The sequence below is a fragment of the Phyllobacterium sp. MT110 genome, from assembly GCF_058792715.1.
Window position 1 is genome coordinate 491961 of record NZ_JBXAFE010000003.1, and the last position, 24783, is coordinate 516743.

At 59.9% G+C, this 24783-nt stretch carries 21 protein-coding genes; 13 read left to right on the top strand and 8 right to left on the bottom strand.

What is annotated here, in order from left to right:
- The first annotated feature begins 92 nt into the window (after positions 1-92).
- Positions 93-1862 (top strand): metallophosphoesterase, encoded by a 1770-nt coding sequence (locus AC1Q5O_RS17400; RefSeq protein WP_492564615.1) that lies wholly within the window; start codon positions 93-95, stop codon positions 1860-1862.
- 18 nt (positions 1863-1880) lie between these two features.
- Here the strand turns inward: AC1Q5O_RS17400 and AC1Q5O_RS17405 are convergent, their stop codons facing one another.
- The 3 genes from AC1Q5O_RS17405 to AC1Q5O_RS17415 all read right to left on the bottom strand — a co-directional run bounded on the left by AC1Q5O_RS17405 (position 1881) and on the right by AC1Q5O_RS17415 (position 6438).
- Entirely contained in the window at positions 1881-2330 is a 450-nt protein-coding gene (locus tag AC1Q5O_RS17405) for a cyclic nucleotide-binding domain-containing protein (protein ID WP_105733445.1), read from the bottom strand.
- Between the two features lie 46 nt (positions 2331-2376).
- Entirely contained in the window at positions 2377-5091 is a 2715-nt protein-coding gene (locus AC1Q5O_RS17410) for an ABC transporter transmembrane domain-containing protein (RefSeq protein WP_492564618.1), read from the bottom strand.
- Between the two features lie 288 nt (positions 5092-5379).
- Positions 5380-6438: a histone deacetylase family protein gene (locus AC1Q5O_RS17415; RefSeq protein WP_492564620.1), complete on the bottom strand. Its 1059-nt coding sequence runs from the start codon at positions 6436-6438 to the stop codon at positions 5380-5382.
- 221 nt (positions 6439-6659) lie between these two features.
- Between AC1Q5O_RS17415 and AC1Q5O_RS17420 the strand changes: the two genes are divergently transcribed.
- Positions 6660-7340 (top strand): outer membrane protein, encoded by a 681-nt coding sequence (locus AC1Q5O_RS17420; protein ID WP_223614829.1) that lies wholly within the window; start codon positions 6660-6662, stop codon positions 7338-7340.
- A gap of 55 nt (positions 7341-7395) precedes the next feature.
- Positions 7396-7812: an SMU1112c/YaeR family gloxylase I-like metalloprotein gene (gene gloA2 / locus AC1Q5O_RS17425; RefSeq protein ID WP_492564622.1), complete on the top strand. Its 417-nt coding sequence runs from the start codon at positions 7396-7398 to the stop codon at positions 7810-7812.
- Here gloA2 and AC1Q5O_RS17430 read toward each other — a convergent pair.
- Entirely contained in the window at positions 7796-8686 is an 891-nt protein-coding gene (locus AC1Q5O_RS17430; protein ID WP_492564623.1) for a LysR family transcriptional regulator, read from the bottom strand. The two genes, gloA2 and AC1Q5O_RS17430, sit on opposite strands and share 17 nt — an antisense overlap.
- A 113-nt stretch (positions 8687-8799) precedes the next feature.
- On the opposite strand from AC1Q5O_RS17430, the gene AC1Q5O_RS17435 reads away from it, so the two are divergent.
- The 3 genes from AC1Q5O_RS17435 to AC1Q5O_RS17445 all read left to right on the top strand — a co-directional run bounded on the left by AC1Q5O_RS17435 (position 8800) and on the right by AC1Q5O_RS17445 (position 12459).
- On the top strand, positions 8800-9540 hold the full coding sequence (locus AC1Q5O_RS17435; protein ID WP_492564624.1) for an SDR family oxidoreductase: 741 nt from the start codon (positions 8800-8802) through the stop codon (positions 9538-9540).
- Between the two features lie 48 nt (positions 9541-9588).
- Positions 9589-10515, top strand: coding sequence for an SDR family oxidoreductase (locus AC1Q5O_RS17440; RefSeq protein WP_492564625.1), 927 nt, complete (start codon positions 9589-9591; stop codon positions 10513-10515).
- A gap of 192 nt (positions 10516-10707) precedes the next feature.
- Positions 10708-12459, top strand: a complete 1752-nt coding sequence (locus AC1Q5O_RS17445) for a cation:proton antiporter domain-containing protein (protein WP_492564626.1) — start codon at positions 10708-10710, stop codon at positions 12457-12459.
- 18 nt (positions 12460-12477) lie between these two features.
- Here AC1Q5O_RS17445 and AC1Q5O_RS17450 read toward each other — a convergent pair whose 3' ends face one another.
- The 3 genes from AC1Q5O_RS17450 to AC1Q5O_RS17460 form a co-directional block, all read right to left on the bottom strand.
- Positions 12478-13119, bottom strand: coding sequence for a response regulator (locus AC1Q5O_RS17450; protein WP_492564628.1), 642 nt, complete (start codon positions 13117-13119; stop codon positions 12478-12480).
- Entirely contained in the window at positions 13116-14549 is a 1434-nt protein-coding gene (locus tag AC1Q5O_RS17455; protein ID WP_492564629.1) for a sensor histidine kinase, read from the bottom strand. Before AC1Q5O_RS17455 ends, AC1Q5O_RS17450 begins: the two co-directional genes overlap by 4 nt.
- Before the next feature lie 629 nt (positions 14550-15178).
- Complete coding sequence (locus tag AC1Q5O_RS17460) at positions 15179-15880, bottom strand: acid phosphatase (RefSeq protein ID WP_492564631.1); 702 nt, start codon at positions 15878-15880, stop codon at positions 15179-15181.
- 214 nt (positions 15881-16094) lie between these two features.
- On the opposite strand from AC1Q5O_RS17460, the gene AC1Q5O_RS17465 reads away from it, so the two are divergent.
- The 7 genes from AC1Q5O_RS17465 to AC1Q5O_RS17495 all read left to right on the top strand — a co-directional run bounded on the left by AC1Q5O_RS17465 (position 16095) and on the right by AC1Q5O_RS17495 (position 23190).
- Positions 16095-18185, top strand: a complete 2091-nt coding sequence (locus tag AC1Q5O_RS17465) for an FUSC family protein (RefSeq protein WP_492564633.1) — start codon at positions 16095-16097, stop codon at positions 18183-18185.
- Between the two features lie 74 nt (positions 18186-18259).
- The gene (locus tag AC1Q5O_RS17470) at positions 18260-19456 is read left to right on the top strand and encodes an RHE_PE00001 family protein (protein ID WP_492564634.1); all 1197 of its coding nucleotides are present in this window, start codon (positions 18260-18262) and stop codon (positions 19454-19456) included.
- A 157-nt stretch (positions 19457-19613) separates the two neighbouring features.
- Positions 19614-19961: a DUF2218 domain-containing protein gene (locus AC1Q5O_RS17475; RefSeq protein WP_492564636.1), complete on the top strand. Its 348-nt coding sequence runs from the start codon at positions 19614-19616 to the stop codon at positions 19959-19961.
- Entirely contained in the window at positions 19901-20707 is an 807-nt protein-coding gene (locus AC1Q5O_RS17480; RefSeq protein ID WP_492564638.1) for a siderophore-interacting protein, read from the top strand. The genes AC1Q5O_RS17475 and AC1Q5O_RS17480 overlap by 61 nt, the downstream gene beginning before the upstream one ends.
- 190 nt (positions 20708-20897) lie before the next feature.
- Positions 20898-21866, top strand: coding sequence for a tonB-system energizer ExbB (exbB, locus tag AC1Q5O_RS17485; protein WP_492564639.1), 969 nt, complete (start codon positions 20898-20900; stop codon positions 21864-21866).
- 11 nt (positions 21867-21877) lie between these two features.
- Complete coding sequence (gene exbD / locus AC1Q5O_RS17490) at positions 21878-22327, top strand: TonB system transport protein ExbD (protein ID WP_492564641.1); 450 nt, start codon at positions 21878-21880, stop codon at positions 22325-22327.
- 170 nt (positions 22328-22497) lie between these two features.
- Positions 22498-23190, top strand: a complete 693-nt coding sequence (locus tag AC1Q5O_RS17495; RefSeq protein ID WP_492564795.1) for an energy transducer TonB family protein — start codon at positions 22498-22500, stop codon at positions 23188-23190.
- Here AC1Q5O_RS17495 and AC1Q5O_RS17500 read toward each other — a convergent pair whose 3' ends face one another.
- Positions 23191-24783 carry a GMC family oxidoreductase gene (locus AC1Q5O_RS17500; RefSeq protein ID WP_492564643.1) on the bottom strand — a complete coding sequence of 531 codons (1593 nt, stop codon included), beginning with the start codon at positions 24781-24783 and terminating at the stop codon, positions 23191-23193. It abuts the gene before it with no gap.

Sequence of the window (24783 nt, forward strand, 5' to 3'; positions counted from 1 at the left end):
CCATTCAGCATATGTAGGCGATAGCGATTTGTTTTTTAAGCTTTATGACAATCGCTGATACAAATGTATAAAATCATCGGAACATCTGATTCATGTCCTCATACGCATTTCCGCCTGTCGCCATCATCGCAGATGCCCATTTTCATGACCTTTACGGCGATTATGATTTTGCCGGGGTAGAGGCCGGCGGCCGGCGCATGACAGCGCGGCGCCTGACGGATACGGTGCGCTCCACCCGGGTTTTCAACGAAAGCTATTTTGCCCTGCGCACGGCCCTGGACGAGGTCGTGCAGCGGGGAATCAAGCAGGTCGTCCTGCTCGGGGACTATTCCGATGACGGGCAGGTTGCGACGCTGAACGCACTTCGGCATTTGCTGGATGGCTACACCGAGGCGCATGGGCTGGTCTTTACCGCTACCCCGGGAAACCACGACATATTCGGCCCCGAAGGGCGGCATCATGCCAAGCGCCTGCTCAATCCCGACGGCACGTATACCATCGTCGCCAGTGACAGCGCATTCATTGACGAGGATGCGGACGGGATGGTCGTAACGGACAAGATGTTCTGCGCAGGCTATCCCAAGGGATTGCGGGCTCTGCCGGATCTCGGGTTTTTTCGCCGCGCGGGCGATCTGCACTGGGAAACGCCCTTCGGGCCGGACGATGCGCCGGAACAGCGGCTCTATCCGGTGCGCTCGGCAGACGGCACGAACGAATACCACCTGATGGATGCATCCTATCTTGTCGAGCCGGTGGCGGGCCTGTGGCTGCTGATGATCGACGCCAATGTTTTCGAACCGCGTGACGGCGATTTCGAGCGCGGCAGTTCCGGCGCATTCATCGACAGCACCAATGCCGGCTGGAACGGCATGCTGCGGCACAAGCGGTTTGTCATCGAATGGATCAAGGACGTCACGAGGCGGGCGGCGCTGGAAGGTAAGAGATTACTTACATTCTCGCACTACCCGATGCTGGATATCCTGGATGGCACGCATGACGATGAAAGGCAGGTCATCGGCAACACGGGCTCGGTCAAGCGGATGCCGCTGCCGGATGTTGCCGCCGCGATGATGGATGCCGGGATGAGGATACATTTCAGCGGCCACCTGCATGTCAATGATACCGCGAGGGTTGCGCAGGATGCGTCCTGGTTGGTCAATATCGGTGTGCCGTCACTGGTGGCATTTCCGCCCGCGTTCAAGGTCGTCACCTTCAAGGCGCAGACCCTTAAAGTTGAAACCGTCGGGATTGACCGACAGGCGATCGATCCGCGCCTGAACGCCCTGTACCGGACCGAAATCGACCTGACCGGCAAGAAGATCGGAAAGATGCTCGATGCCGCGGATTACGGAGCCTTCATCTCCGAGCACGTCGATCAGCTGGTCGTGCATCGGTACCTGCGGCGCGAGTGGCCCAAAGACATGACACGGGCTCTGCCGCTGCTCACCCTTGGTGACCTGCTCACACTCAGCCTGTTGGACCAGCCCGTGGATATGGATGCGACCATCATCCTTGTCCATGCCGAGCGCGGGCGTGCCGAGACCAAAGCCAGGCTGGATGCCTTGCTGGCGGGCCGGGAGGTTCCCCTCAAGTCTTTCGACGGGATTACCGTGCAGGAATTTCTGGGCGACTGGTACCGCCTCAGAATGGGCAGCGAAATGGCGCTCGATCGCATACCAGCGGGAAGACTGGCCATGTATCACATCCTGATCGATGTTTTTGCCGTGTCCGATGCATTGGAAATGGGCGGCGCGCAGGAACTGTTTGCCCGGATTGTGCGGATGATGGGCTGCTATCTCTCAGGATTGCCGTCGCGCCATTTCAGGATCGATCTTGCCACCGGCAGCATCGAAAAAGTCTGATAATTTGAAAAATGCCGGTCAGTGCTTGCTGCGCTCTTCCGAGAGCTCCGCTGTCGTATGGCTCAGCCGGCTGGCCAGAACCCGCATGATTTCGATGGTCATCTCGGGATAGTCGCTCAGCAGCTTGAGAAAATGCTCCTTGCTGATACGCAGGGCCTCAAGCGGGGTTGAGGCCGTAACCGTGGCCGTGCGCAGGACGTCGCAAAGGATCGCGATCTCGCCGACGATGGAATCGTGCTCGACTTCAGCGACCTTGATCTGTCCGTTGGGTGTATCGACGCTGACCTCGGCCGTACCCGACAGAATAACGTAGGCGGCATCGCCCATGTCGCCTTGCCGGAACAAGGCCTGATCGGCGCGATAGCTGACGCGATCGGACGTGAAGGCCAGAAGCTTGAGCTTCGCTGGCGCCACACCGGAAAACAGCGGAATCCGCCGCAACATTTCGACTTCGTCTTTCAGAAGCATGAACGTCCAATACCCCACAAGTGCCACTCTACCCAGACATAGAGTATTACGATACCAGCTCTTTGAATATACCGTTTTTCTCCAAAAGAGTCGCGTGTGTTCCATCTTCGACCAAGGCCCCGCGATCGAATACAAGGACACGATCGAACAGGTTTGCCAGTGAAGAATTAGCCAGCACCCAGATAATCGCGGGCGCGTGACCTTCCTCATGCAGATCCTGCATAATATTGCGCGTGATCTGATCCTGGACACGCTGGTCAAGTGCAGGCAGCGGGCGATTGAAAATCACATAGTCGGACCGCTTGAGCAGAGCCCTGGCGACATTCAGCTTCTGCCTTTGCACATTGGTGATGCGTTTGCCGCCCGATCCGACATCAAAATCAAGGCCGATGGACAAGACGCTGTCATAAAGCCCGAGTTCGTCGAAGAGGTTGCGCAGGATGACGCGAATCCGATCCGGTCCGTCGGCCTGCGCGTATCCGATCCTTCCGAACAGAACATTGTCCATCAGGTTAGCCGAAGTAATGAACTTCTTGGGATCGTAGCGTTCAATGACGGCCTTGAGATCATCCGGCAAATTCTTGTGGAAGCGAAGCCGTGCCTCGACAATTTTTGCCATGAGTTCATCGGTCAACAGACCGAAGCGGTGCCGCGGCTCGATGTAAGCAAAACTCAGACGGATGATATTCGATCGTTCGTCGGGCGAGGCGGCGTCAAAATCGCGTCCCTGCAGCTTTTGCAACAGCAATTGGTAGGCCGGAATGTCGTCCGCCGTCATAAAGGTCAGCTGCTGGAAGAACGGATGGTCCGGTGGCAGGTCCTCGAACAGTTCGATGGCGTTCGCCGCAATTTCCAGACCCATCTTGTACAGATCGACATTGAGGCCGCTCTCGCGCAGGATCGCGCGGAAATAGGGATGGGCGGCAAGTCGAAGATTGGTCATCATCGGCCGCTTCACCGTGCCGAAGAGGAGATTTTCACCGATGGTTGCCTGCGGATTGTAGACCTTCGGTTCAAACGGGACGACCAGCCCGTCAAGGTTTTCATCCTGGAGGGTTTTGCGCAGTGCCTGCCGCAGTTCGACGATGCGGCTCGTCAGGTCGGAATGGGTTGCGGTGTCCACCTGCGAGCGAAGCGCCAGATCGACAATGTCCTGCGAGATCATGACCGCTTCGAGCACCGGCCGCACGACCCTGAAAAGATCCTGGGGTCCCGTGACGCCAGCAGATTGGTAGTCAACCCAATCACTGTTGAGATCAAGGTCCGGGTTGCCGGCAAGCCGCGCTTCGTTGATGTTCCATTTGTATTTGGCGGCCTTGGTCCCGTCATATTCGACCTTGGTCAAGGGCGCATGCTTGAGGCCATACAGAAGGTTGTCGCGCAGCGTTCCGTGGAAGAAATAGGCATCGGACGCGGCATAGGCGATGCGGCGCCCGGTGATCGATTCCGGCAGCTCGAGAATATCGGTGCCGTCAATGGTGATGCGGCCGGAGTCAGGCCAGATCAGGCGGCCGAAGGCTTCCGCCATCGCCTCGCCGCCGCCGCCGCTTGCACCGACGATGGCCACCGTCTCGCCCAGCTTGATCTCAAGCGAGACGTGCTCGACAAGGCGCGCACCGCTATCGTCGGACAGGGTCAGGTTCACCGCATTCAGCGAATGTTCCAGTTTTCCCACCGGTTCGCGCACAACCGCCTGGATATGCGGATCGACCAGCATATCGACGTTGAATTGCTCGACGACCTGCGCATATTTCACCTGCACGTCCTGGCGCGACTGATCCCAGTCGATCAGTTCCTTCAGCGGTCCGGGCAAATCCTTATAGGCATTGATGACCGCAACCAGCTGGCCGATATCCAGCCGGCCCTGCAGCGCGAGAACGCCGCCAATGGAATAGAACAGGAAGGGCGTGATCTGTGCGAGGAAGTTGTTGATGAACTTGACCAGGAATTTCCACTGGTAAAGATCGTAACGGATGGAGAAGATCAGCCCCAGACGCGCCGCAATATCCGCGCGTTCATAATTGGACGTGTCGTTGCCGTGAATGGTGCCGATACCATCGACGATCTCACCGACGCGGCCCGAAAGTTCGCGTGCCGTCAGCTGACGCTGCCGCCCGAGATCCAGCAATCGTTTGCGCATGCGCGGAATGACGACGCCCTGCACCGCAACAATCCCGGCGGCAATCATGCCAAGCCAGAAATTTTGCAGAATGATGAACACAAGCGCCGTGATGGCCTGTCCGCCGAGGAGGGCTGGCTGAACGAAAGCATCGCCGGTGAAACCGCCCATCGGCTCCACCTCATCCTTGATCATCGTTGCAATTTCGGCCGATTTCACCCTTTTGAACTGGCTCGGGGGAAACCGCAGAACGCGATCGATCAATTCAAAGCGGATGCGGCGCAACATGCGCTCGCCCAGCCGGCCCTTATAGGTGTTGATGTAGAGCTTGAAGAGGCCGTTGATCACCACAAGCAGCAGAAACACAAGGCTCAGCGCCATCAGCATTTCGAAGCGCGTCAGCTGGAGCCCTTTGAAGAACATCACCTTGCCGAAATAGGGCAGCGTATACTGGATGCGCATGAAGGTCTGCGTTGCGCCTTCCACTTCGAATCCCGTGCCCTGTATGGGGCCGTTGACAATCTGTTTCGGCAAATCGAACGACAGGAAATACGGGATCATCGAGGCCGCAACGACCATCAATATCCATATTTGCTGGAACCGCGTGTTCGACCAGATATAGCGCGTTAAACTTTTTTCCATGGGTAACCGTAAGCTGTCAAATAAGCTGAATTCTGAACAATTCGAATAGGTTGTATTCCGGTGAGAGCCTCCTTTTGAAACCGTTCGGTGCAATGACGTGGAGGGCAAAAATGGATGGTAGTGTCTATATCTTCCGGGATTGGCAGGAATCCCCCGAACCTTTCAACTGTTCAGTTTACAACACAGGGTAGCCGAACGCTATATGGTCACGCCCAATTGTATGGATATCCGGGGGCTGGGGCACGGACGTTTTTCAGTCCCCGCTCAGCACGGCGGAAATGTCTTCGTTTACGGCTTGTCCCGCGATGCCCGATAAGCAGCCATGAAGCGGGGAGCCGCTTCGGCAACGGCGCTCAGCGAATAGCCGCCCTCCTGCACGATAACCGCAGGCAGATTGACAGCGCCCCACAGAGCGCCGATTTCCGCATAGGCGTCCGTGGTCACCTTCAGGCGTGAGAGCGGGTCGTCGTGGTGGGCGTCCCAACCCGCCGATATCACCAGCGCCGTCGATCCATGCGCGGCCACGGCGGCGGCAAGCCGACGGTTGGCGTCGATAAATGCGGCATCGCCGCTGCCTTCGGACAGAGGCAGGTTGAGATTGGCACCCTGGCCCGCGCCTGCTCCCGTCTCGTCGGCATATCCGCTGTAGTGCGGATAGTAGTTGGATGGATCGGTGTGGGTGGAGCCGAAGAACACGTCGTGACGGGTGTAGAAAATGGCCTGGGTGCCATCGCCGTGATGGGTGTCGAAATCGATGATGGCAACGCGATCATGGCGCTTGCGCAGATGCTGGGCGATAATGGCTGCATTGTTGAAATAGCAGAAACCCGCGGCGCGGTCCGCATAGGCGTGATGACCGGGCGGGCGGCAAAGGGCGAACGACTGGCGCGCGCCATTCAGGACCGCATCGGCGGCGGCAATGGCCGTCTGGGCCGAGGCATAGGCAGCCGCGTAGGTGTGCTCCATCATCGCGCAGGACAGGCCGTTGATGTACCAGCCCGCCTGACCCAGAATGCCTGTCGGGCGCGGACGTGCGCGCACGCCGAAATCCCGGCCGGCGCCCTGATAGGAATTCACATTGGGCAAAACCTCCGGCCCGTGGTTGGGCAGTTGCATGAACCTGTCATAGGCGGTTTGCAGGAATGCGACGTAGTGATCGGCATGCACGGCAAGGATGGGATCGAGCCCGGCGTCGCCCGGCTCTTCCTGCGTCAATCCAAGTTCGGCGAGAGCATCGATCAGGGTATGGGCGCGTGCCGGGTTCTCAAGCGGGTCGGTGATCCTGCCATTGATCATGTATTGCTTGGGTTGATGGGCCATCTGCCGGCTGTCAAAGAACAGTTTCATGCGTTCCGTCGCTTTGTCGCGGTGAGTCGTAGCGAAAGCTTATTCGCTGCCGCAGGCAATGCAATCCGGGAAGTCCTGCTGCAACCGAACCGCCGCCGCTCTGATTGGCATTTCACTGGGCTTTGCTTTTACTGATCATGCTTAACCGGAACTTAACGGGCTCATCCTAAGGTAGAGATAAGGGGCGGGGTCCCCAGAGTTATTCACGTTGGGGATTGATAATGCGTTATACGAAAACGTTCCTTTCTGCTGCCTCCTTCTTCTCTCTGCTTGGCAGTCATGTTCTTGCGGCTGATCTTGGTCCGGCGACTTTTCCGGAACGGGCGCCGTATATGCCGGTTGAGACTGCATCAGGCTGGTATCTGCGCGGCGACGTTGCCTACAATTTTTCGTCAACGGTCAAGGCTCATGTTGATTATCCCGGCGGCAGCACGCCGAGCGAATATGAGTTGAAGCGGGGCTTCTCGCCCTTCATCGGCGTGGGCTATCAGTTTAATAACTACCTGCGTGCGGACGCAACCGTCGGTTACAGTCAGCGCGACAGCAACTACTATGAAACGACGACGGATCTGTGGGAAGCCATGGCGAACGCCTATGTCGACCTTGGCAATTACTACGGAATTACACCCTATGTGGGCGGCGGCATCGGCTTTGCCAATGTCAATTACGACTATCAGGGTCCCGTTGATGCACGGCTCAAATCCGGTGGCACAAACCGCTTTGAATGGGCGCTCATGGCCGGTATTGCGGTTGATATAACCCCGCGCCTCAAGCTGGATCTGGGCTATCGCTATGCGGATATCGGCGGCAAGGACCTGTATCAGAATGGCGATGTGACCATCCGCGACGATGGCATCAAAACCCATCAGATCCGGGCGGGTGTTCGTTTCAACACCTGGTGATCCGTACTGGCATACCGGTTTGCCATCGCTTTCCGGGACAGCAGATAGGAAACCAATGTTCTCGCGCTTTCATCATGTTGCGGTCATTTGCAGTGACTACGACCGCTCGAAGCAGTTTTATACCGAGAAGCTCGGCTACGGGATCATTGCTGAAAACTGGCGCCCGGACAGCCAGTCATGGAAGTGCGACCTGAGATCCGGCGATACCCAGATCGAACTGTTTCATTTTCCGCATTCTCCCGCACGTGCGTCGCGCCCCGAAGCCTGCGGGCTGCGGCATCTGGCTTTTGCCGTCGCGTCCGTGGAGGACACGCTGGCCTGGCTGCACGCGCGGGGCGTTCCAACCGAACCGGTGCGGATTGATCCCTATACCGAGCGCGCATTCGCCTTCTTCGCCGATCCGGATGGACTTCCCATAGAAGTTTATGAGGTTGGTCAGGGGCAGGACCCGGTAGTCAGGGAAGGTGCGTAAACCTCTGTGATATCCAGTCAATGAACACGCGCACCCTTGGCGAAAGCTGGCGGTTGCGCGGATAGAGCAGGGAAACCGGGGTCGGCGAGAGCGGGAAATCAGACAGAACGTGGACAAGCGTGCCTGCGGCCAGGTCGGCTTCGGCGTGATAGCGCGGGATCTGGATCAGTCCCAGCCCAAGCCTTGCGGTCGTGACGTAGCTTTCCGCCGCATTGACCCAGACGGGTGCCGGCAGGGTGATGGTGCGAATGGTGCCTTCCACGAGGAACTCGAGCGGCAGGATCGTGCCTGTCGCGGTTGAACGAAAGCCAACCATCTGATGCCCGGCGAGTTCGTCCGGATGCTCCGGCATGCCGAACCGCTCGACGTAGCCGGGTGAGGCCAGCGTGATCTCGTCGAGCATGCCCACGCGCCTGGCGATCATATCGCTGTCGGCGAGATCGCCGACGCGCAGCACGCAATCGACACCCTCACGCACGAGATCAACCAGACGATCCCCTTCGCTCATATAAAACTGTATCCCGGGATAGGTTTGCAGGAATGCCGGCAGTCCGGGCAGAAGGAAGTGCCGGGCCAGCGTTCCGTGCACATCCACCCGCAGCGGCCCTTTCGGTTTTGCCCCGGCAAATGCACCTTCGGCGTCCTCGATATCAGCCAGAATGGCGAGACACCGCTGGTAATAGGCCTCGCCATCCAGCGTCGGGCTGACATGCCGGGTGGTCCGTTGCAACAGGCCGGTGCCCAGCCGCGCTTCCAGCTGCTGCACCGCATTGGTCACGGTCGAACGCGGCAAGCCGATATCTTCCGCCGCCAGCGTGAAACTGCGGCGCTCGACGACGCGGGCAAAAACCCGCATGGCATCCAATGTGTCCATTGTTCTCAAATCTCGAATAGTGATGCCAGTTATCGCATGATTATCCCGAAAAATAAATGATGCATGGTGCCTTCATCAACAGCGCTGCGGCGCAGACATGAAGGAGAAAGACCATGACACAAACCAAAAAGAAGATCGCAATCGTCACCGGCGCATCGCGCGGTATCGGTGCAGCCATCGCCCGGCGCCTGGCGTCGGATGATTTCACAGTCGTCATCAATTATTCCGGCGAAGCTGCGCCAGCTGAAGAACTGGCTCGCCGGATCGAAGCGAGCGGCGGCAGTGCTTTGACCGCCAAGGCCGACGTCAGCGATGCGCAGGCGGTTGCGCGCATGTTCGATGCGGCCGAAGCTGCGTTCGGCGGTGTCGATGTGCTGGTCAACAATGCCGGTATTCTCAAGACGCTTCCGCTCGCCGAAATCAGCGATGCGGAGTTTGACCGCCATTTCAGCATCAACGTCAAGGGAACGTTCAATACACTGCGCGAAGCCGCCAGGCGGTTGAGTGATGGCGGCCGGATCATCAATTTCTCCAGCACCACCCTCGCGCTGAACATGCCGGGTTACGCCGTTTACAACGGCACCAAGGCTGCTGTCGAAGCGTTCACCCACGTCTTTGCCAAGGAATTGCGCGGCCGCAACATCACCGTCAATGCCGTGGCTCCCGGACCGATCGCCACCGACCTGTTCCTGAATGGCAAGAGCGACGAGCTTGTCGCGCAGTTTGCCAAGATGCCGCCGCTCGAACGGTTGGGCCAGCCGGACGATATCGCCAGCGTCGTTGCCTTCCTTGCCGGCCCCGATGCCGGCTGGATCAATGGCCAGATCCTGCGCGCCAATGGCGGCGTCGCCTGACCTGTATCTCCTCCAGACAACCATCACGAAACAAGAAGGACCATGATCATGAACAAGCAAATTATCGTCGTCACCGGCGCGTCCAGCGGTTTTGGTGCTCTCACGGCCCGTGCCCTGGCAAAGGCAGGCCATACGGTTTACGCAGGAATGCGGGCGACAGAGGGGCGCAACGCGCCGCAGGTCGCCGAGGCAGCCGCCTTCGCCGCTGAACGTGGCGTTGATCTGCGTTCGGTGGAACTGGACGTTGCTTCGGACGTATCCGTGGAAGCCGGTATAGCCAAAATCATTGCTGAGGCGGGCCGTCTCGACGTGGTCATACATAATGCCGGTCATATGTCTTTCGGTCCCGCCGAGGCATTTACACCGGAGCAGTTCGCCGAACTCTATGACATCAACGTGCTGTCGACGCAGCGGGTCAACCGCGCGGCACTCCCCCATCTGCGCAGGCAGGAAAAGGGGTTGGTTGTCTGGGTTTCCTCCTCCAGCACCCGCGGCGGCACGCCGCCATACCTGTCGCCCTATTTCGCTGCCAAGGCGGCAATGGATTCGCTCGCCGTATCCTATGCAGCGGAACTCAGCCGCTGGGGCATTGAAACGGCGATCATCGTTCCCGGCGCCTTCACCAAGGGCACCAATCACTTTGCCCATTCCGGTTCGCCCGCCGACAGGGAACAGGCGGCCGAGTACAATGAAGGGCCCTATGCCGGTGTTTCGGAACAGGCCCTGACAGGCCTCGCTGCGCTGGAGCCGGCCGACGCGGATGCCGGTGCCGTCGCCACGGCGATTGTCGATGTGATTGGCATGCCGTTTGGAACCCGCCCGTTCCGCACGCATATCGATCCGTCGCAGGATGGCGCCGAGATCATCAACGGCGTTGCGGACCGCGTCCGCGCCGAGATGTTCCGGCGCATTGGTCTTGAAGACCTGCTGAAGCCGAAGGGCGCGCAGGGCTGTGCGCTCCGGTCGATCCGGTAGGCATCCTTTCGCCGCGGCCCGGCCAGACACCATGCGGATGTTGCCAGACGATTCCAGCTTGCCCGAACCGCTGATCTTTGGTTTGTCCAGTGCGAAATTGGGCTATGTTCGGAGCAATCTAGCTTGTATGGGTTGAAGCCGGGCCAACCGTGCCTGGACGGAGCGGGAATTCATAAAAACCGAAGGGCGGACGTGCATCACGAAGTTTCCTTAATTGCCACTGTGGCGGTCAGTTTTGTTTTTGCGGCCGTGTGCGGCTATCTCGCGGATCGTCTGCGCCTGCCGCCGCTGGTCGGTTATCTCGTCGCCGGAATTTTGATGGGGCCCATTACCCCGGGCTTCATCGCCGACGCTGCGCTTGCATCGCAGCTTGCCGAGATGGGTGTCATCCTTCTGATGTTCGGTGTCGGCCTGCATTTCTCCGCCTCCGAATTGCTGGCTGTCCGCGGTATTGCCGTGCCCGGTGCGGTTGCACAGATCGTGCTGGCGACCGTGCTTGGTGTCGGCCTGGCCTCGCTGTGGGGATGGGGGATCGGTGCCGGGCTGGTCTTGGGCCTGAGCCTTTCGGTCGCCAGCACGGTCGTGCTCCTGAAGGCGCTGGAAGAGCGCAATCTCGTCAACTCCGCCAACGGGCGCGTCGCCGTCGGCTGGCTCATCGTGGAAGATCTGGCGATGGTGCTGGCGCTGGTGCTCCTGCCGGCCCTCGCAGAAATTCTGGGTGCGCATGCCGGCGGTGCGGCCGGACAAGCCGCTGCGGGCGGAATGCCGCTGGTGCTGACCATTGCGATCACCCTGCTCAAGGTCGGGGCCTTCGCCGTCATGGCAATCTTCCTGGGCCCGAAGGTTGTGCCGTGGCTGCTGACCCTGGTGGCGCGGACGGGATCGCAGGAGTTGTTCACCCTCTCGGTTCTTGCCATTGCCCTCGGTATCGCGTTCGGAGCGACGGAGATCTTTGGCGTGTCCTTTGCGCTGGGAGCATTCTTTGCCGGCGTCGTGATGAGTGAGTCGAATCTCAGTCACAGGGCCGCGGCGGATTCGCTGCCGCTGCAGAATGCATTCTCGGTGCTGTTCTTCATTTCCGTGGGCATGCTGTTCGACCCGTCCATCCTGCTGCGCGAACCCATGGCCGTGCTGGGTGCGCTCGCGCTGATTATTTTCGGCAAGTCGCTGATTGCCTTCTGCATCGTGCTTTTGCTGCGTTTCCCCGTGGGCATGGGCCTGACGGTGGCGGCCAGCTTGGCGCAAATCGGCGAGTTCTCGTTCATTCTCGCCGGTCTCGGTGTAACGCTCGGCCTGCTGCCAAGGGAGGGCCAGGATATCATCCTGGCCGGGGCAATCCTCTCCATCACCATCAATCCGTTGGTGTTTCTGGCCGCCGAGGGGGTGGAGAACAGCATCCATCGCCGGTGGCCGGTGTTTTTTGCCGGCTACGGCAAACGGCGGGAGGAAGCGCTGGCGCGTGAACTCGGCGATATCCGGGCGATCAATGAGGAGCGCAACCGGCAGCACCAGCTCAAGATGCAGCAGTTGATCGACACTTTCCCGTTGTTTGCGCAAGTGGATGAGCACGCGCAGGAGGAACTCCTGTTGCTGTTCAAACCCAAATCCGCATCGCCCGGCGAACGGATCATCCGGATCGGCGATCGCGGCGATGGAATGTATTTCATTGCGTCAGGCGTGGTGGAGGTCCAACTCGACAGCGAACCGGTGCGGCTGGAGCCCGGAGCATTCTTCGGGGAAATGGCGCTGCTGAGCGGCGGACGCCGCACGGCGGATGTCGTCGCCATCGATTTCTGCGAGTTTCTTGTGCTTGATCGCCGTGATTTCAACGTCTTCATGTCGCGGCATCCAACCCTGCGGGCGGCAGTCAGCAACATGGCGCGGGAAAGAGCGGAAATGAACACCTTGCGGCGCAATCCGGACCGGACGTCCGGCGCCGCCTGAGCAGGGTTTCCGTTCGCGTTATTGCTTCATCAGGCCGCCGCGCCAGGCGAGGGCGACGGCCTGGGTGCGGTCGGTCAGGTCCAATTTTGACATGATGCTTCCCAGATGGGCTTTCACTGTCTTTTCGGTGATGTTGAGCTGGGCGGCGATTCTTGCATTGCTGCCGCCTTCCGCCAGGCAGCGCAGAACTTCAAGCTCGCGGGCCGTGAGATCCTCGAACTGGCGCGGCTGCGGGTTGCGGATGGAGTTCAGCAGGCGCTGCGCCACGAGGGGGTGCAGTGTCGGCGTCCCCTTGCTGGCCGCATGAATTGCATTCATCAAATGTTCGCCGCGCATGGATTTCAGCAGGAAGGAATGGGCACCGGCCTCGATGGCCTTGAAAGCCAGCCGGTCGTCGTCACTGGATGTCAAAATCATGATGTGGGTTTCGGGGCTTGCCTTGCGGATGAGGCCGATCATGGCTTCCGCTGCATCGCCCATTCCCGGCATCATCAGATCCAGCAGGAGAACGTCGGGGCGGTGTTCGCGCACCATCGATATGGCGGTCTCACCGTTTTCGGCCTCCGCAAGGACGGTGAAACCGGGATCGATGCGCAGCAGCCCGCGAATGCCTTCGCGTACCACGGCATGATCATCGGCAATGACTATTGTTGTGCTCATGATTGCCCCGCCACGGGTAGTTTGAACGACACATCGACGGATGTGCCGGTTGCTTCCGATTGGATTGTTATAATGCCGCCGGGCAATGTGTTCGCACGCCAGCGCATATTCGACAATCCCATGCCAAAGGGAGCCTTGCCGATATCGAAACCCTGGCCGTCATCGGTAATGCTCCAGTGCCAGCGGGCGCCGGGCTTGCAGTCGATGCGAATGGTGCGGCACTGCGCATGGCGCAGGGCGTTTGCCACGGCTTCGTGGGTGATCATGAGCAATTCCTGGGCTATTTCCGGGACGCCGTCAAAAGCGGAGCGGGCGCCTTCAGGCCAATTGATTGACCATTGCACGCCTGATCCCGCCAGCAGATCGCGGACACTGCGCAGCAGTGTTTCATACAGGCCGTAATCGGCAATCGCGGGCAGGTTGAAGCCGGAAACGACGTTCTCCAGGTCCTGCTGCAAATGATCGGCCAGACGCCTGGCCGATTCCACCGTCGGCAGCAGCGGCGCGTGCCCCTGCGCCTCATATTCCAGTTCGGTGAGCTTCAGACCAAGCACAAAACTGCGCTGTTTGGCGGTGTCATGCAGGTCGCGCGCGATGCGGTTGCGCTCCACCGATATGGCCAGCGCCTTCTGCGTATCGAAGCTCTTGGATATTGCATCCGCCATGCTGTTGAAGCGTTGCATCAGCCGCCCGAATTCATCCCTTGAGCCGTCCTTGATGCGGGCCCGCAGATCGCCTGCGGCCCATTGGTCCGCGGCGTTTGTCGCCCGCTTGATTCGCCGGAACAGCCGCCAGACGAACAACGCCGCAACGCTGGCGCCCATCGAATTGATCAGGATGAATGTGCGGATATAGTCATAAACGGTGGCATCGAGCACTTCGTCGTAAAGCTCCCATTGCGACCAGTAATGAAGCCCGATCAATGCCTGGGTGTTGTTGGCCAGCGGCAGTGCTACCCGCTTGACCATGGCCCAGTCGTCATTGTCCCTTTGAATGAAATTCGGCTGTTCGCCATGCACCGCCGCGCTCAGCGCCTTGCCGAGCAGGGGCGTCGCGTCCGGCTGGGTGGCACACACCATGCCGTTATCATCAATGATCCGGACCTGCATTCGGCCGCTGTGAAAAAACGAAAACATGATGCCGAAATCGGATACCCGCGTGACGCCGGATCGAACCACATTCCAGAATATCTTGCTGGCCAGAACGGTGCAGGCTTCCTTGTCGCGCGGATCTGTGCCCGACGCAAGAGCGGTCAGTTGCTGTTGATCAAGGCCATTGAAGAAGCCCCGGATGCTACTCTCGTAGCGGCCGGAGGAAAACTGGCTCATCAGGATACTGACAAGGAAAAGCGCGCCGAAGCCGACGATCATGAACATCAGCACCAGTTTGACGAACAGACCACGCAAACGAAGAGCATGCAAAAAACTCACGTTTTCATTCCTCGCCGGTTATTTAAGCCGACGTCTCACTGGCCGGTTCCTTGTTCCATACCACTCGGCGGAGCGAATGCCACCCTTGCTCTTGTAACGCGGCTTCAGCGTTGTGCGTTGACCCTCAGGCAATCGATAGGACGGATGGGTGCGCATTGACGCCGATTCCGTCTGACTGGCGGATTCATCCTGTCGCGCGGCTGTCCCCTTTCTCCATCCGCCTGCAAAATTCAACAGGATCATCACTTTATCGCGCAAGGCGTTCCAGAAATCAGACGAGAGAAGGGGTATCAGCACGAGGCCAAGCAGAAGCGACAGGGCGAAATATTCAACGGAAAGCAGCTGTATCTGATAACGCATGATCATGCGGCCGTCGTTGATGCGTGGCCAGGAACATCGGGTTCAACCTGCGGTGCGAGCCACGTATGGTTTGGTCTGAACATAGCTGTCTCTTCCAGTTATCACGCTTTCGTGAAGCGTTGGGCCGGAAAGTAACCCTGTTCCGTCGTTCCTGCATCGGGCGAAGGTCAGGCTCGCACGTACGACCAAAGTCGTAGACGGTTAAACCCGCCATGCGCGAAGAACACGCATGGCGGGCATTGTCGGGGAAATGGCCGGCGCAGATGCTATCAGGCGCCGCCGAGACCCAAGGCAGCGCGCAGTTCAGCCTTCGCAGGCTCGTATTCGGCCTTGAAGTCATCATGCTTCATGATTGTCGCGGCAATGACGCTGCCGGAAATGCGGCCCATTTCCACGTCGGAACGGTAGTGAATGCCGCCAACGATGCGGTTGTTGCCGTATTCCCAGGCGCGGGCCATGATTTCCGCCTTCTTTTCCGGAACCATGTTGGACAGAACAATGCCCATCAGCGTGCCAACGGTCGTGTGACCGGAGGGCCATGCACCGGAATTGGACGGCTTGACGGCAGGCTTCACGAGTTCGCTCAGCTGATGCGGACGTGGACGCTTGAAAACATCCTTTGCCGGATCAACGACAGCGCCTTCGGTTTCAACAACCCGGTCGAAAAAGGCAGCAAGCTTCGGCAATTTGTCCTTGTTGAAATCCGGACCCAGAACGTCGGCGAAACGCCAGACATTTTCCTCGGCATCGGCCTGGGCGCGGGCAACCATTTCCGGTGTCCGCGTCACTTGCAAGGTAAGAACTTCCCCGATTTCTGCCTTGGTCTGTGCCGAATCATTGGTGGGAGGCGGGGGCAAAATGGTCAGGAGGTCGATTTCCTTACTATCGCTGAAAGGCTTGACCTCGCCGGCATAGGCGGCGGTAAGGCCAACAAAAGCAAACGCTGTCAGCAGACTGAGCAATCTACGCATAAAATGGTCCTCGTTAGGGTGATGGTCGCCATTGGATCATGCGCCCGTTGGATGTCACGTTTGTGACACAATGGGGTCATTGAAGGCGGTCTTGCATGGCAAAGGTTGGGATGAAGCCGAGGTGGCAAGAAGACGCACGGCCATGCAGCGTCTTTCCGTTGTGCCGCCTGCCTGTGAAATATATTGAGGGCGGGGAGCTGCCAGATCGGACGCCATGTTTCAATCCATCCACACCATGATGCAACATCCCGCATGGCCCGGCCGGACGGCCTGGGTATTTGCGCTGAGAACGAATGCCGCGGCGCTTTTTGCCCTCACGGCAGCCTTTGCGTTGAACCTGCAGCAGCCGCAATGGGCAATGATGACTGTCTTTATCGTGTCGCAACCGATTGCCGGCATGGTCATCAGCAAGGGATTGTTTCGTCTGGCCGGAACGCTGATCGGGGCTTTGGCGGCGATGGCCATCACCGCCGCGACAGGTGATATGCGATGGCTGTTTGTGGCGTCGATCGCCCTGTGGGTGGCACTGTGCACCTACGCGGCCTCGATGTTGCGGAACCCGGAATCCTACGGTGCGGCTCTTGCGGGCTATACCGCCGTCATTATCGCACTCCCGGCGTTTGGCCATCCGCATCTCCTGGCCGAATTTGCCTATGCGCGCTGCACCGAGATTATGCTCGGCATCGTCTGTGCCGGTGTGGCCAGCCGCTTTTTTCAACCGCAGCTTGCGCGAACGGCGCTGGTGGAAGGCCTGGAGAACTGCATCGCCGATCTGGCACGCTATACCAGCGATGCGATTGCCGGGCGCGATGCAGGGCACCTGAAGACGGCGCACAGGAAGCTGATCGCGGACACGCAGGCCCTTGCCGCCATGCGGGCTCACGCACGGCTGGAAGCCCCCAGCCTTGTCACGCATGGCCGCCATTCCCGCCATACGGTGGGGCATCTCATGTCATGCCTGTCGATTGTGAACATCCTCGTCGCGCATCGGGTCTCGTCCGACGGGACATGGAGCAGCCTGCGTGACAGGCTCGGGGTATTGCTGGATGACATGGCGCGCGACTTCAAGGTTGACGCCGTTGAGCCGTGGCTTGGCAGGGTTGATATCATCGCAGCCGAAATAGCGGAGCTGAAAGGCAGGCCGTGGGGCGATGACAGCATCGGCATGATGGCCCGTTTGACGCTGCTGGGTGAGTTTCTCGACGGGCTCAAGGCGACGTTGAACGGTCTTTCGGCGCTGCGCAGCCGCTCGCAATATATGGCTGGCAGCAGGAAGCCGCCGGCATTGCCGGTCTACCGCGATCACAGCACGGCGCTGGTAAATGCGGTTCGCGCTGTTGCCGCAACAACTCTGATGACGGCCTACTGGATGGAAAGCCGGCATGCGGATGCGGCGGCGGCGGCGATTATCGTCGCAGTGGTGTGCAGCCTGTTCGCGTCGATGCCCAACCCGCTGCAGACGAGCTGGGGATTTTTCAAGGGCACGTTGTACGCCGTTCCGTTTGCCTTTGTTTTGGGACAGTTGATCCTGCCGTCTTTCCCCGGTCTGTTCTGGTTTGCCCTATTCATCGTTCCCATCCTCGTGCCGGCGGCGCTGCTGATGGCAGATCCGCGCCATGTCGGGCCGGCAACCGCTTTCGCCATCAATTTCATCGTCTTCCTCAAACCGCATGAGGCGATGGTGTTTGAACCGCAGGTTTTCATGGAAACCTCGCTGTCGGTTCTGGTCGGCATCCTCATCGGACTTCTCGTCTTCATTGTTGTTCTGCCGAAGCGGCCGCAGGTGACGGTGAACCGGATGATGGGCGCGTTGCGAACGGATATTGTCCGGCTCTGTCTGCGTGACCGGGTTCCGAGCCCGTCCGCATTCAACAGCCTTGCCTATGACCGCATCAACCAGTTGATGCCGATTCTCAGGACCATGCGGGAGGCGGGGGAAACCCTGCTGGACGACGCCCTGTCATCGGTCACCCTCGGGGCGGAAATCATCCGGTTGCGGCGGCTGTTGTCATGGGGGCGGCTGGAGCACGATATTGCCGATCGCGTTTCGGAAAACCTCGCGCAATTGGCGAAAATGATAAGCCTGCAGACGCAGGATACCGGAGCCGTCGCAGGCTATGTCGCATCCGCCCGGTCAATGGCAGCAGACATTCCCGGGATGTCGGCGCGCCCGCTCGCCCTGCAGGCCGCAGCGTCGCTACGGCTCATCGCCGTGATGATCGAGGACCATCCCTCTCTGGTTCTCGGCGCGCGCGCCCGGTCGAGCGGGGATAAAAAGGGCGCCTTCCGCTTCGGTATTCTTTAATGTCCGGATCGATGGACGCCGTTTTCCATCTTGGGCAATAGCTTCACTTTCACTATTCCCCTATCATGATTTCAATGGCTTATGATTCTACGAACTATTCCCTGAAAGACCTGCTTCGCCCGGTTGTCGCCGCGGAAGATGCACTTGCACGGCTGGATGAACGGGTGGCGCGCAAGGGCGATTTCGGTGCGCTGGGCAGCCGCCAGTCCAAAGACGGCTTGTTGCGCGAAAACGAAGGCTGGATTGCCCGGTCGCATTTCATGGAAGCCTGCAATGCGCTGTGGCTGGCTGGTGAGCTTGTTCATGTCGAGGACCTTGTCCTGCATGACGCCCGTATGGACATCAGGACGCCAACCCATGAATTGACCCGGGCGCACGCAATTCTGCGAACCCGGCGTCAGATCGCCTCCAGTCCCGCACAATGGGCACTGAGCCCGAAGGGCATTGCCAGCCTGCGCGGGCGCTGGGGTAGCGATGCGCTTCTCGCGCCGATTATCAGCGAACCGGTGCGCGGGCTCGACATCGAGGCTGCTTCCGAGCCGGGGTCAGAAGCGGAAAGCGCTTTCGAGGAAGAACTGGCAAGGCTGGATGCGCTGCTCGACCGTTCGGAACGCCTGCTGAAGCAGCCCAAGGAAACGCGTGACACGCCGCCGGCCAGAGCGGAAACGATCTCTCCCGGTCATCTGACGCCGGATGGGGATTCTCTGATTTACGATCCGGAGTGGGATGAAGACGGCAGGATGGAGGAATGGTTCGCGGTCATGGATCGCACCCGCGATTTGCCGCCCATGCTGGCCGCGGCTCTGCTCTGGGATGCGTGGGAGGAAATCGAGCCACTGCAGCACCAGCATTGGCTTGGCCCGATGCTGGTCGCCTCCGCGTTGCGCGAGCGCATGAAGACACGGGCGCATCTGGCGGTTTTCAATGCGGGGTTGCGCGCGATACCGCGCGATCGCCGCCGCGCCCGTGACCGTAACACTCGGCTCACGGCCTTTCTGGAAGCCGCGCAATCATCGGCCATTGCCAGTCTGAAAGAGATCGACCGGTTGAGCCTCGCCCGCGTCCAGATGGAACGCAAGCTGAAGGACCGCCGCTCGACCTCGAGCCTGCCCGGCATGATCGATCTCATTCTGTCACGGCCGATGGTTTCAACGGCGCTGATTGCCAAGGAGCTGAAAGTGACGCCGCGGGGCGCGCTCAATCTCATTGCCGAATTGGGTGTGCGGGAGATGACCGGGCGGGGCCGCTACCGTGCCTGGGGTATCGTCTGACGATCCCTGAAGAGGGCCGGCAGGCTTGCTTTCATGCAGGCGGAAATTTTTGCTTTAATACTTGACTCAATTATTCATATTTTAATATGGTCCCGGCGGCCCCGCATGGTCATCCGCAATGGATAGACGGCGGAAGCGCAATGCCAGGAGAATACCCATGTCTGCCATGCCGACCGTTCTGAGCAGCTCCGCTACGGTTAAACTCCAGGCGCCGCAGGACATGCTGGACAAGCTCTGCAACGTCTTTTCCGAGCATGCGCGCGTCGAGCGTGATGATGCGGAGGGGCGCATTGAAACGCCCTATGGCAAGGCGCATCTGACGATTGCCGGCGATATCCTGTCTCTCGATGTCGAGGCCGATGATGAAACATCGCTGGCCTATGTCCGCATGGTGCTGGCCGATAGTCTTCTGGGCTTCGCCGGCACGGAGAAACCGCAACTGTCATGGGTCGGCGTGGTCTGGACAGCACCGAACTGCCTTACTTCCGCGAGATGCGGGTGGTGAGCGCCCGCGATCTCACGCCCCATATGCGGCGCATCCGCCTGCGCGGTGCCAATCTTGCCCGGTTTGCGATTGGCGGCCTGCATATCCGGCTGCTGTTCGCGCCGGAAGGCCGAAAGCCGGTTTGGCCGACCATCGGGCGCGATGGCCGTCCGGTCTGGCCGGAGGGGGACGATGCGCTGACCGCCCGCGTCTATACTATCCGCACCATCGACATTGAGCGCGGCGAAGTTGACATCGACATGGTCGTTCATCCCGGCAACGATACGCCGGGATCGACATGGGCCTTGAATGCCAAACCAGGCGGCGTCGTCGGAATGACAGGCCCCGGCGGCGGCAGCGTGGAAGACGCGCGACGATATCTCCTGGTTGGCGACGAAACGGCGCTGCCTGCAATCGGCCGGATTCTGGAAACGCTGCCTGCGGAGGCCGAGGCAACCGTCATTCTTGAAATCGACAGCCCCGCTGACAGGCAATCCCTGCAATCCGCAGCAACAGTCGATGTTCGCTGGGTGTATCGCGATGGCGCACCCGCCGGGACGACCGGCAGGCTTGCCGGGATCGTTGAAGGCCTCGACTCCTCCGTCATTTCCCCCGACACATTTGTCTGGGCCGGCTGTGAGTTTACCGATTTCAAGCAAATCCGGGCGCATCTGCGCAAGGAGCGAAAACATGAGCGCTCCAAGCATCTTGTTGTGGCCTACTGGCGGCGCGGTTTTGACGGCGACAACGCCAGGCGGGACGATTGAGACGCGCAAAATGGCCCCAAAATGCCCTTGCCATAAAACTTGGGGTTGCAGAAGTTAATTGTTGATTATTATACTCAACAATATTACAGCCGCTCCACCAGATCAAACGCCACGCATCGGACCCGCTGAGAGCTGACAGAGTTTTCCGGCACGATGGCTGAGATGGCGGAAGAAGCGAAAGATAAAAGTCATGCGCAAAAGCACAGGCGGATTTCCAGTGAAGCGGAATGTTTCAGGGCGCATCAGGGCAGGGACGGTCGTCCTCCCGGTCCTGTTGTTGCTGGCTTCTCCGGTGATCGCGCAAGAAGGCGCGACGCAGGCGGCGCAGCCTCAGACCATCCAGCAAAGCCCGGTTGAAGCCGCCCCGGCACCTCAAGCGGCGCCTGCGCCTGTTCTGCAGACCGCTCCGGCGCCGTCCGCACCGGCCGCCGTCACCAAGGCAACCCTCCCGCACAATTTGTCTCCCTGGGGCATGTTCATGGCGGCGGACTGGGTGGTGAAGGGGGTGATGATCGGACTGGCCTTCGCCTCGCTCGTGACGTGGACTGTCTGGCTGGCCAAGACGCTGGAACTGGCCGGGGCGAGGGTCCGCGCCTATCGCGCCCTCAACGCTATCGGCAGCGCGCGCACCCTGCGCGATGCCGAACAGGCACTGGAAGGCCGCGGCGGACCGGGAGCCCAACTTGTCAATGCCGCACGCGAGGAAGTGCGCCTGTCGCAGGAAGCGCTGAGTTATGCGGGTGCTGATGGTTTGAAGGAGCGTGTTTCCTCCCGCCTGTCGCGCATCGAGGCGCAGGCCGGCCGCCGCATGAGCCGGGGCACGGGCGTGCTGGCGACCATCGGCTCGACGGCGCCGTTCGTCGGTCTCTTTGGTACGGTATGGGGGATCATGAATTCCTTCATCGGCATTTCGGAATCGCAGACGACCAATCTTGCTATTGTCGCGCCGGGCATCGCCGAAGCCTTGCTTGCGACCGCCATCGGTCTTGTCGCGGCGATCCCCGCGGTCGTCATCTACAACGTGTTTGCCCGATCCATCACCGGCTATCGCCAGTTGCTGGCCGACGCCTCGGCGGGTGTTGAACGGCTTGTCAGCCGCGACGTGGATTTTGCACTGGTGCCGCCGGTGCATCAGCCCCGTGCCGCTGCGGCGGAGTAAAGGTAGAGATCATGGCCGGCGGTATCAGGCACAATGTTTCCGATGATGAATTGCAGGAAAACCACGAAATCAACGTGACGCCGTTCATCGACGTCATGCTGGTTCTGCTGATTATTTTCATGGTGGCGGCACCGCTCGCCACCGTCGATATCAATGTCGACCTGCCGGCGTCGACGGCGGCGCCAGCCACCCGGCCGGACCAGCCCCTGTATCTGACGCTGAAGGACGATCATACCATTGCGATCGTCAATGACACGGTAACGAAGGAAACGCTGGGCGCCTTCCTTGACCGGAAGACGCAGGGCGACAAGGAAACGCGCGTGTTCCTGCGTGCCGACCGGGCCGTGGACTATGGCGCGCTGATGGATTTGATGAACACATTGCGTGACAATGGCTATCTCAAGATCGCCCTCGTCGGGCTCGAAAGTGCCCCGTCGGTGCCCGCTGGAAGTGCGCAGTGATGTCGGGCGAGCCGGCAGCACGCGGGGCGGGACGGTTTCAGCTGAACTGGCGCGAAATAGGCCTGTGGTCCGCCGCCGGCATTGTGATGGCCGGCTTGCATGCCGGTGCGGGATGGTACGGATATCGGTACCAGCCGGAAGCGGAGGCCGGAGATATTGCCGCCGCTGTGATGATCGATATGGAGCCACTGCCGGCTCCCGTGATCCCGGAAGCCGTTGCCGAGCTGCCGCCGGTCGAGCCGGAGAAGATCACACCGGAGCCTGTCCAGCAGGAGGCCAAGGCGCCAGACATGCCGCCGGAAAAGCCGGTTGAACCCGAACCTGAGCCGCAGCCTGTCGAACAGCCAGTGCCGGAAGAGCAGGTGGTCCCTGAGGAGCAGCAGCCGGAAAAAACGGTTGAGCTGCCGAAGGCGGAAGTGCCGTTGCCCATTGTGCGTCCCGAACAGAAAAAGCCGGATGTGCCCAAAAAGGACATGCCGAAGAAGGTTGTGCGCAAGCCGGTGAAGACACAGGTCACGGACGTGAAAAGCGATACCGTTGTGGAAGCCAGGCAGCAGCCAAGCGTGTCGCGGGCAAGCGCTGCGCGTGCTGCACAGACGTGGAGTGAAAAAGTTAATTCCTATCTGGCACGCTACGCCCGACGTGCAGGCGCACGCAACCGGGGAGCAGGTAATGTGCGTATAACGTTCACCTTAACCCGAGACGGCAACATTGTGTCCTCCAGCATAACGGGCAGTTCCGGTAATCCAGAGGTTGACAGATATGCACTTGAAACAGTGCGCAAAGCGTCACCTGCTCCCTCCGCACCAGACGACTATATTGGTTCGCGTGCTTCCATGACTGTTCCTATTACCATCCGGTGATCAGGTGCGGGCGATCATTTCCGCCGCCTTTTCCGCAATCATGATCGTCGGCGCGTTGGTATTGCCCGATGTGATGGTCGGCATGATGGATGCGTCGGCGATGCGCAACTGTGCGATCCCCCGCACGCGCAACTGCGGATCGACCACGGATTCCTGATCGGCGCCCATGCGGCAGGTGCCGACGGGATGAAAGATCGTCGTGCCGATGGCGCCTGCCGCCTCGATCAGCTCCGCCTCGCTCTGATAGTGCGGTCCCGGCTTGAATTCTTCCGGCCTGTAGCGCTGCAGCGGCTTTTGCGCCACGATGTTGCGGGTGATGCGGATTGAATCCGCCGCAACACGGCGGTCGTTGTCCGTTGTCAGGTAATTCGGCCGGATGGCCGGATGCGCCCGGTAATCCGGTGATTTGATGTGAACGGAACCACGGCTTTCCGGCCGCAGATTGCAGACGCTGGCGGTAAAGGCAGGGAAGGGGTGGACGTTTTCTCCGAACTTTTCCAGGGATAGCGGCTGCACGTGATATTGCAGGTTCGCCGTCGCAAAAGACGGGTCGGAGCGGGTGAAGACCCCCAGCTGGCTTGGGGCCATAGACATGGGGCCGGACTGGTTGATGAGGTATTCCAGGGCAATCGATGCCTTGCCCAAAAGGCGATTGGCCTTTTCGTTGAGCGTCGCAATGCCCGTCACCTTATAGGCGCAGCGCAGTTGCAGATGATCCTGCAGGTTTTCGCCGACCGAGCGCCGTTCAAGAACCGGAGTGATTCCGGCGTTCTGCATGACATCGCCGCGGCCGATGCCGGACAATTCCAGAATCTGCGGCGAGCCGACGGCGCCTGCCGCCAGGATCACCTCGCGGCGGCAGTGGATCGTGCGGATGGTTCCCGCCTGTTCGATCTCCACGCCCCCGGCTGTCAGATTGTCGATAACGAGCTTGCGGACATGGGCTCCGGTTTCGACCGTCAGGTTCGCACGTTTCATTGCCGGGCGAAGAAACGCCTTTGCCGTGTTCCAGCGGATGCCGCGTTTCTGGTTGACCTTGAAATAGGAGCTGCCTTCATTGTCGCCGCGATTGAAATCGTCGGTGCGCGGGATCCCCGCCGCTTCGGCAGCATCCCTGAACGCATCGAGAATATCCCAGTGCAGGCGCGCTTCCTCCACGCGCCATTCGCCGCCCGATCCGTGAAATTCATCGCTGCCGAGATAGTAATCTTCCGACTTGCGGAAATAGGGCAGGACGTCATCCCAGCCCCATCCGGCACAACCATCCTGCCGCCACAGATCGTAATCGCGCGCCTGCCCGCGCATATAGATCATGCCGTTGATCGACGAGCAGCCGCCAAGCACCTTGCCGCGCGGATAGTTGAGGACGCGGCCGTTGAGGCCAGGTTCAGCCTCGGTCGAAAAGCACCAGTCCGTCCGCGGATTCGAGATGCAGTAGAGATACCCCACCGGAATATGGATCCAGGGGTAATTGTCCTTGCCGCCGGCCTCGAGCAGGAGGACGGACACGTTCCGGTCTTCCGACAGCCTGTTGGCCAAGGTGCAGCCTGCCGTGCCTGCCCCGACGATAATGTAGTCATAGCTGGCTGTCAT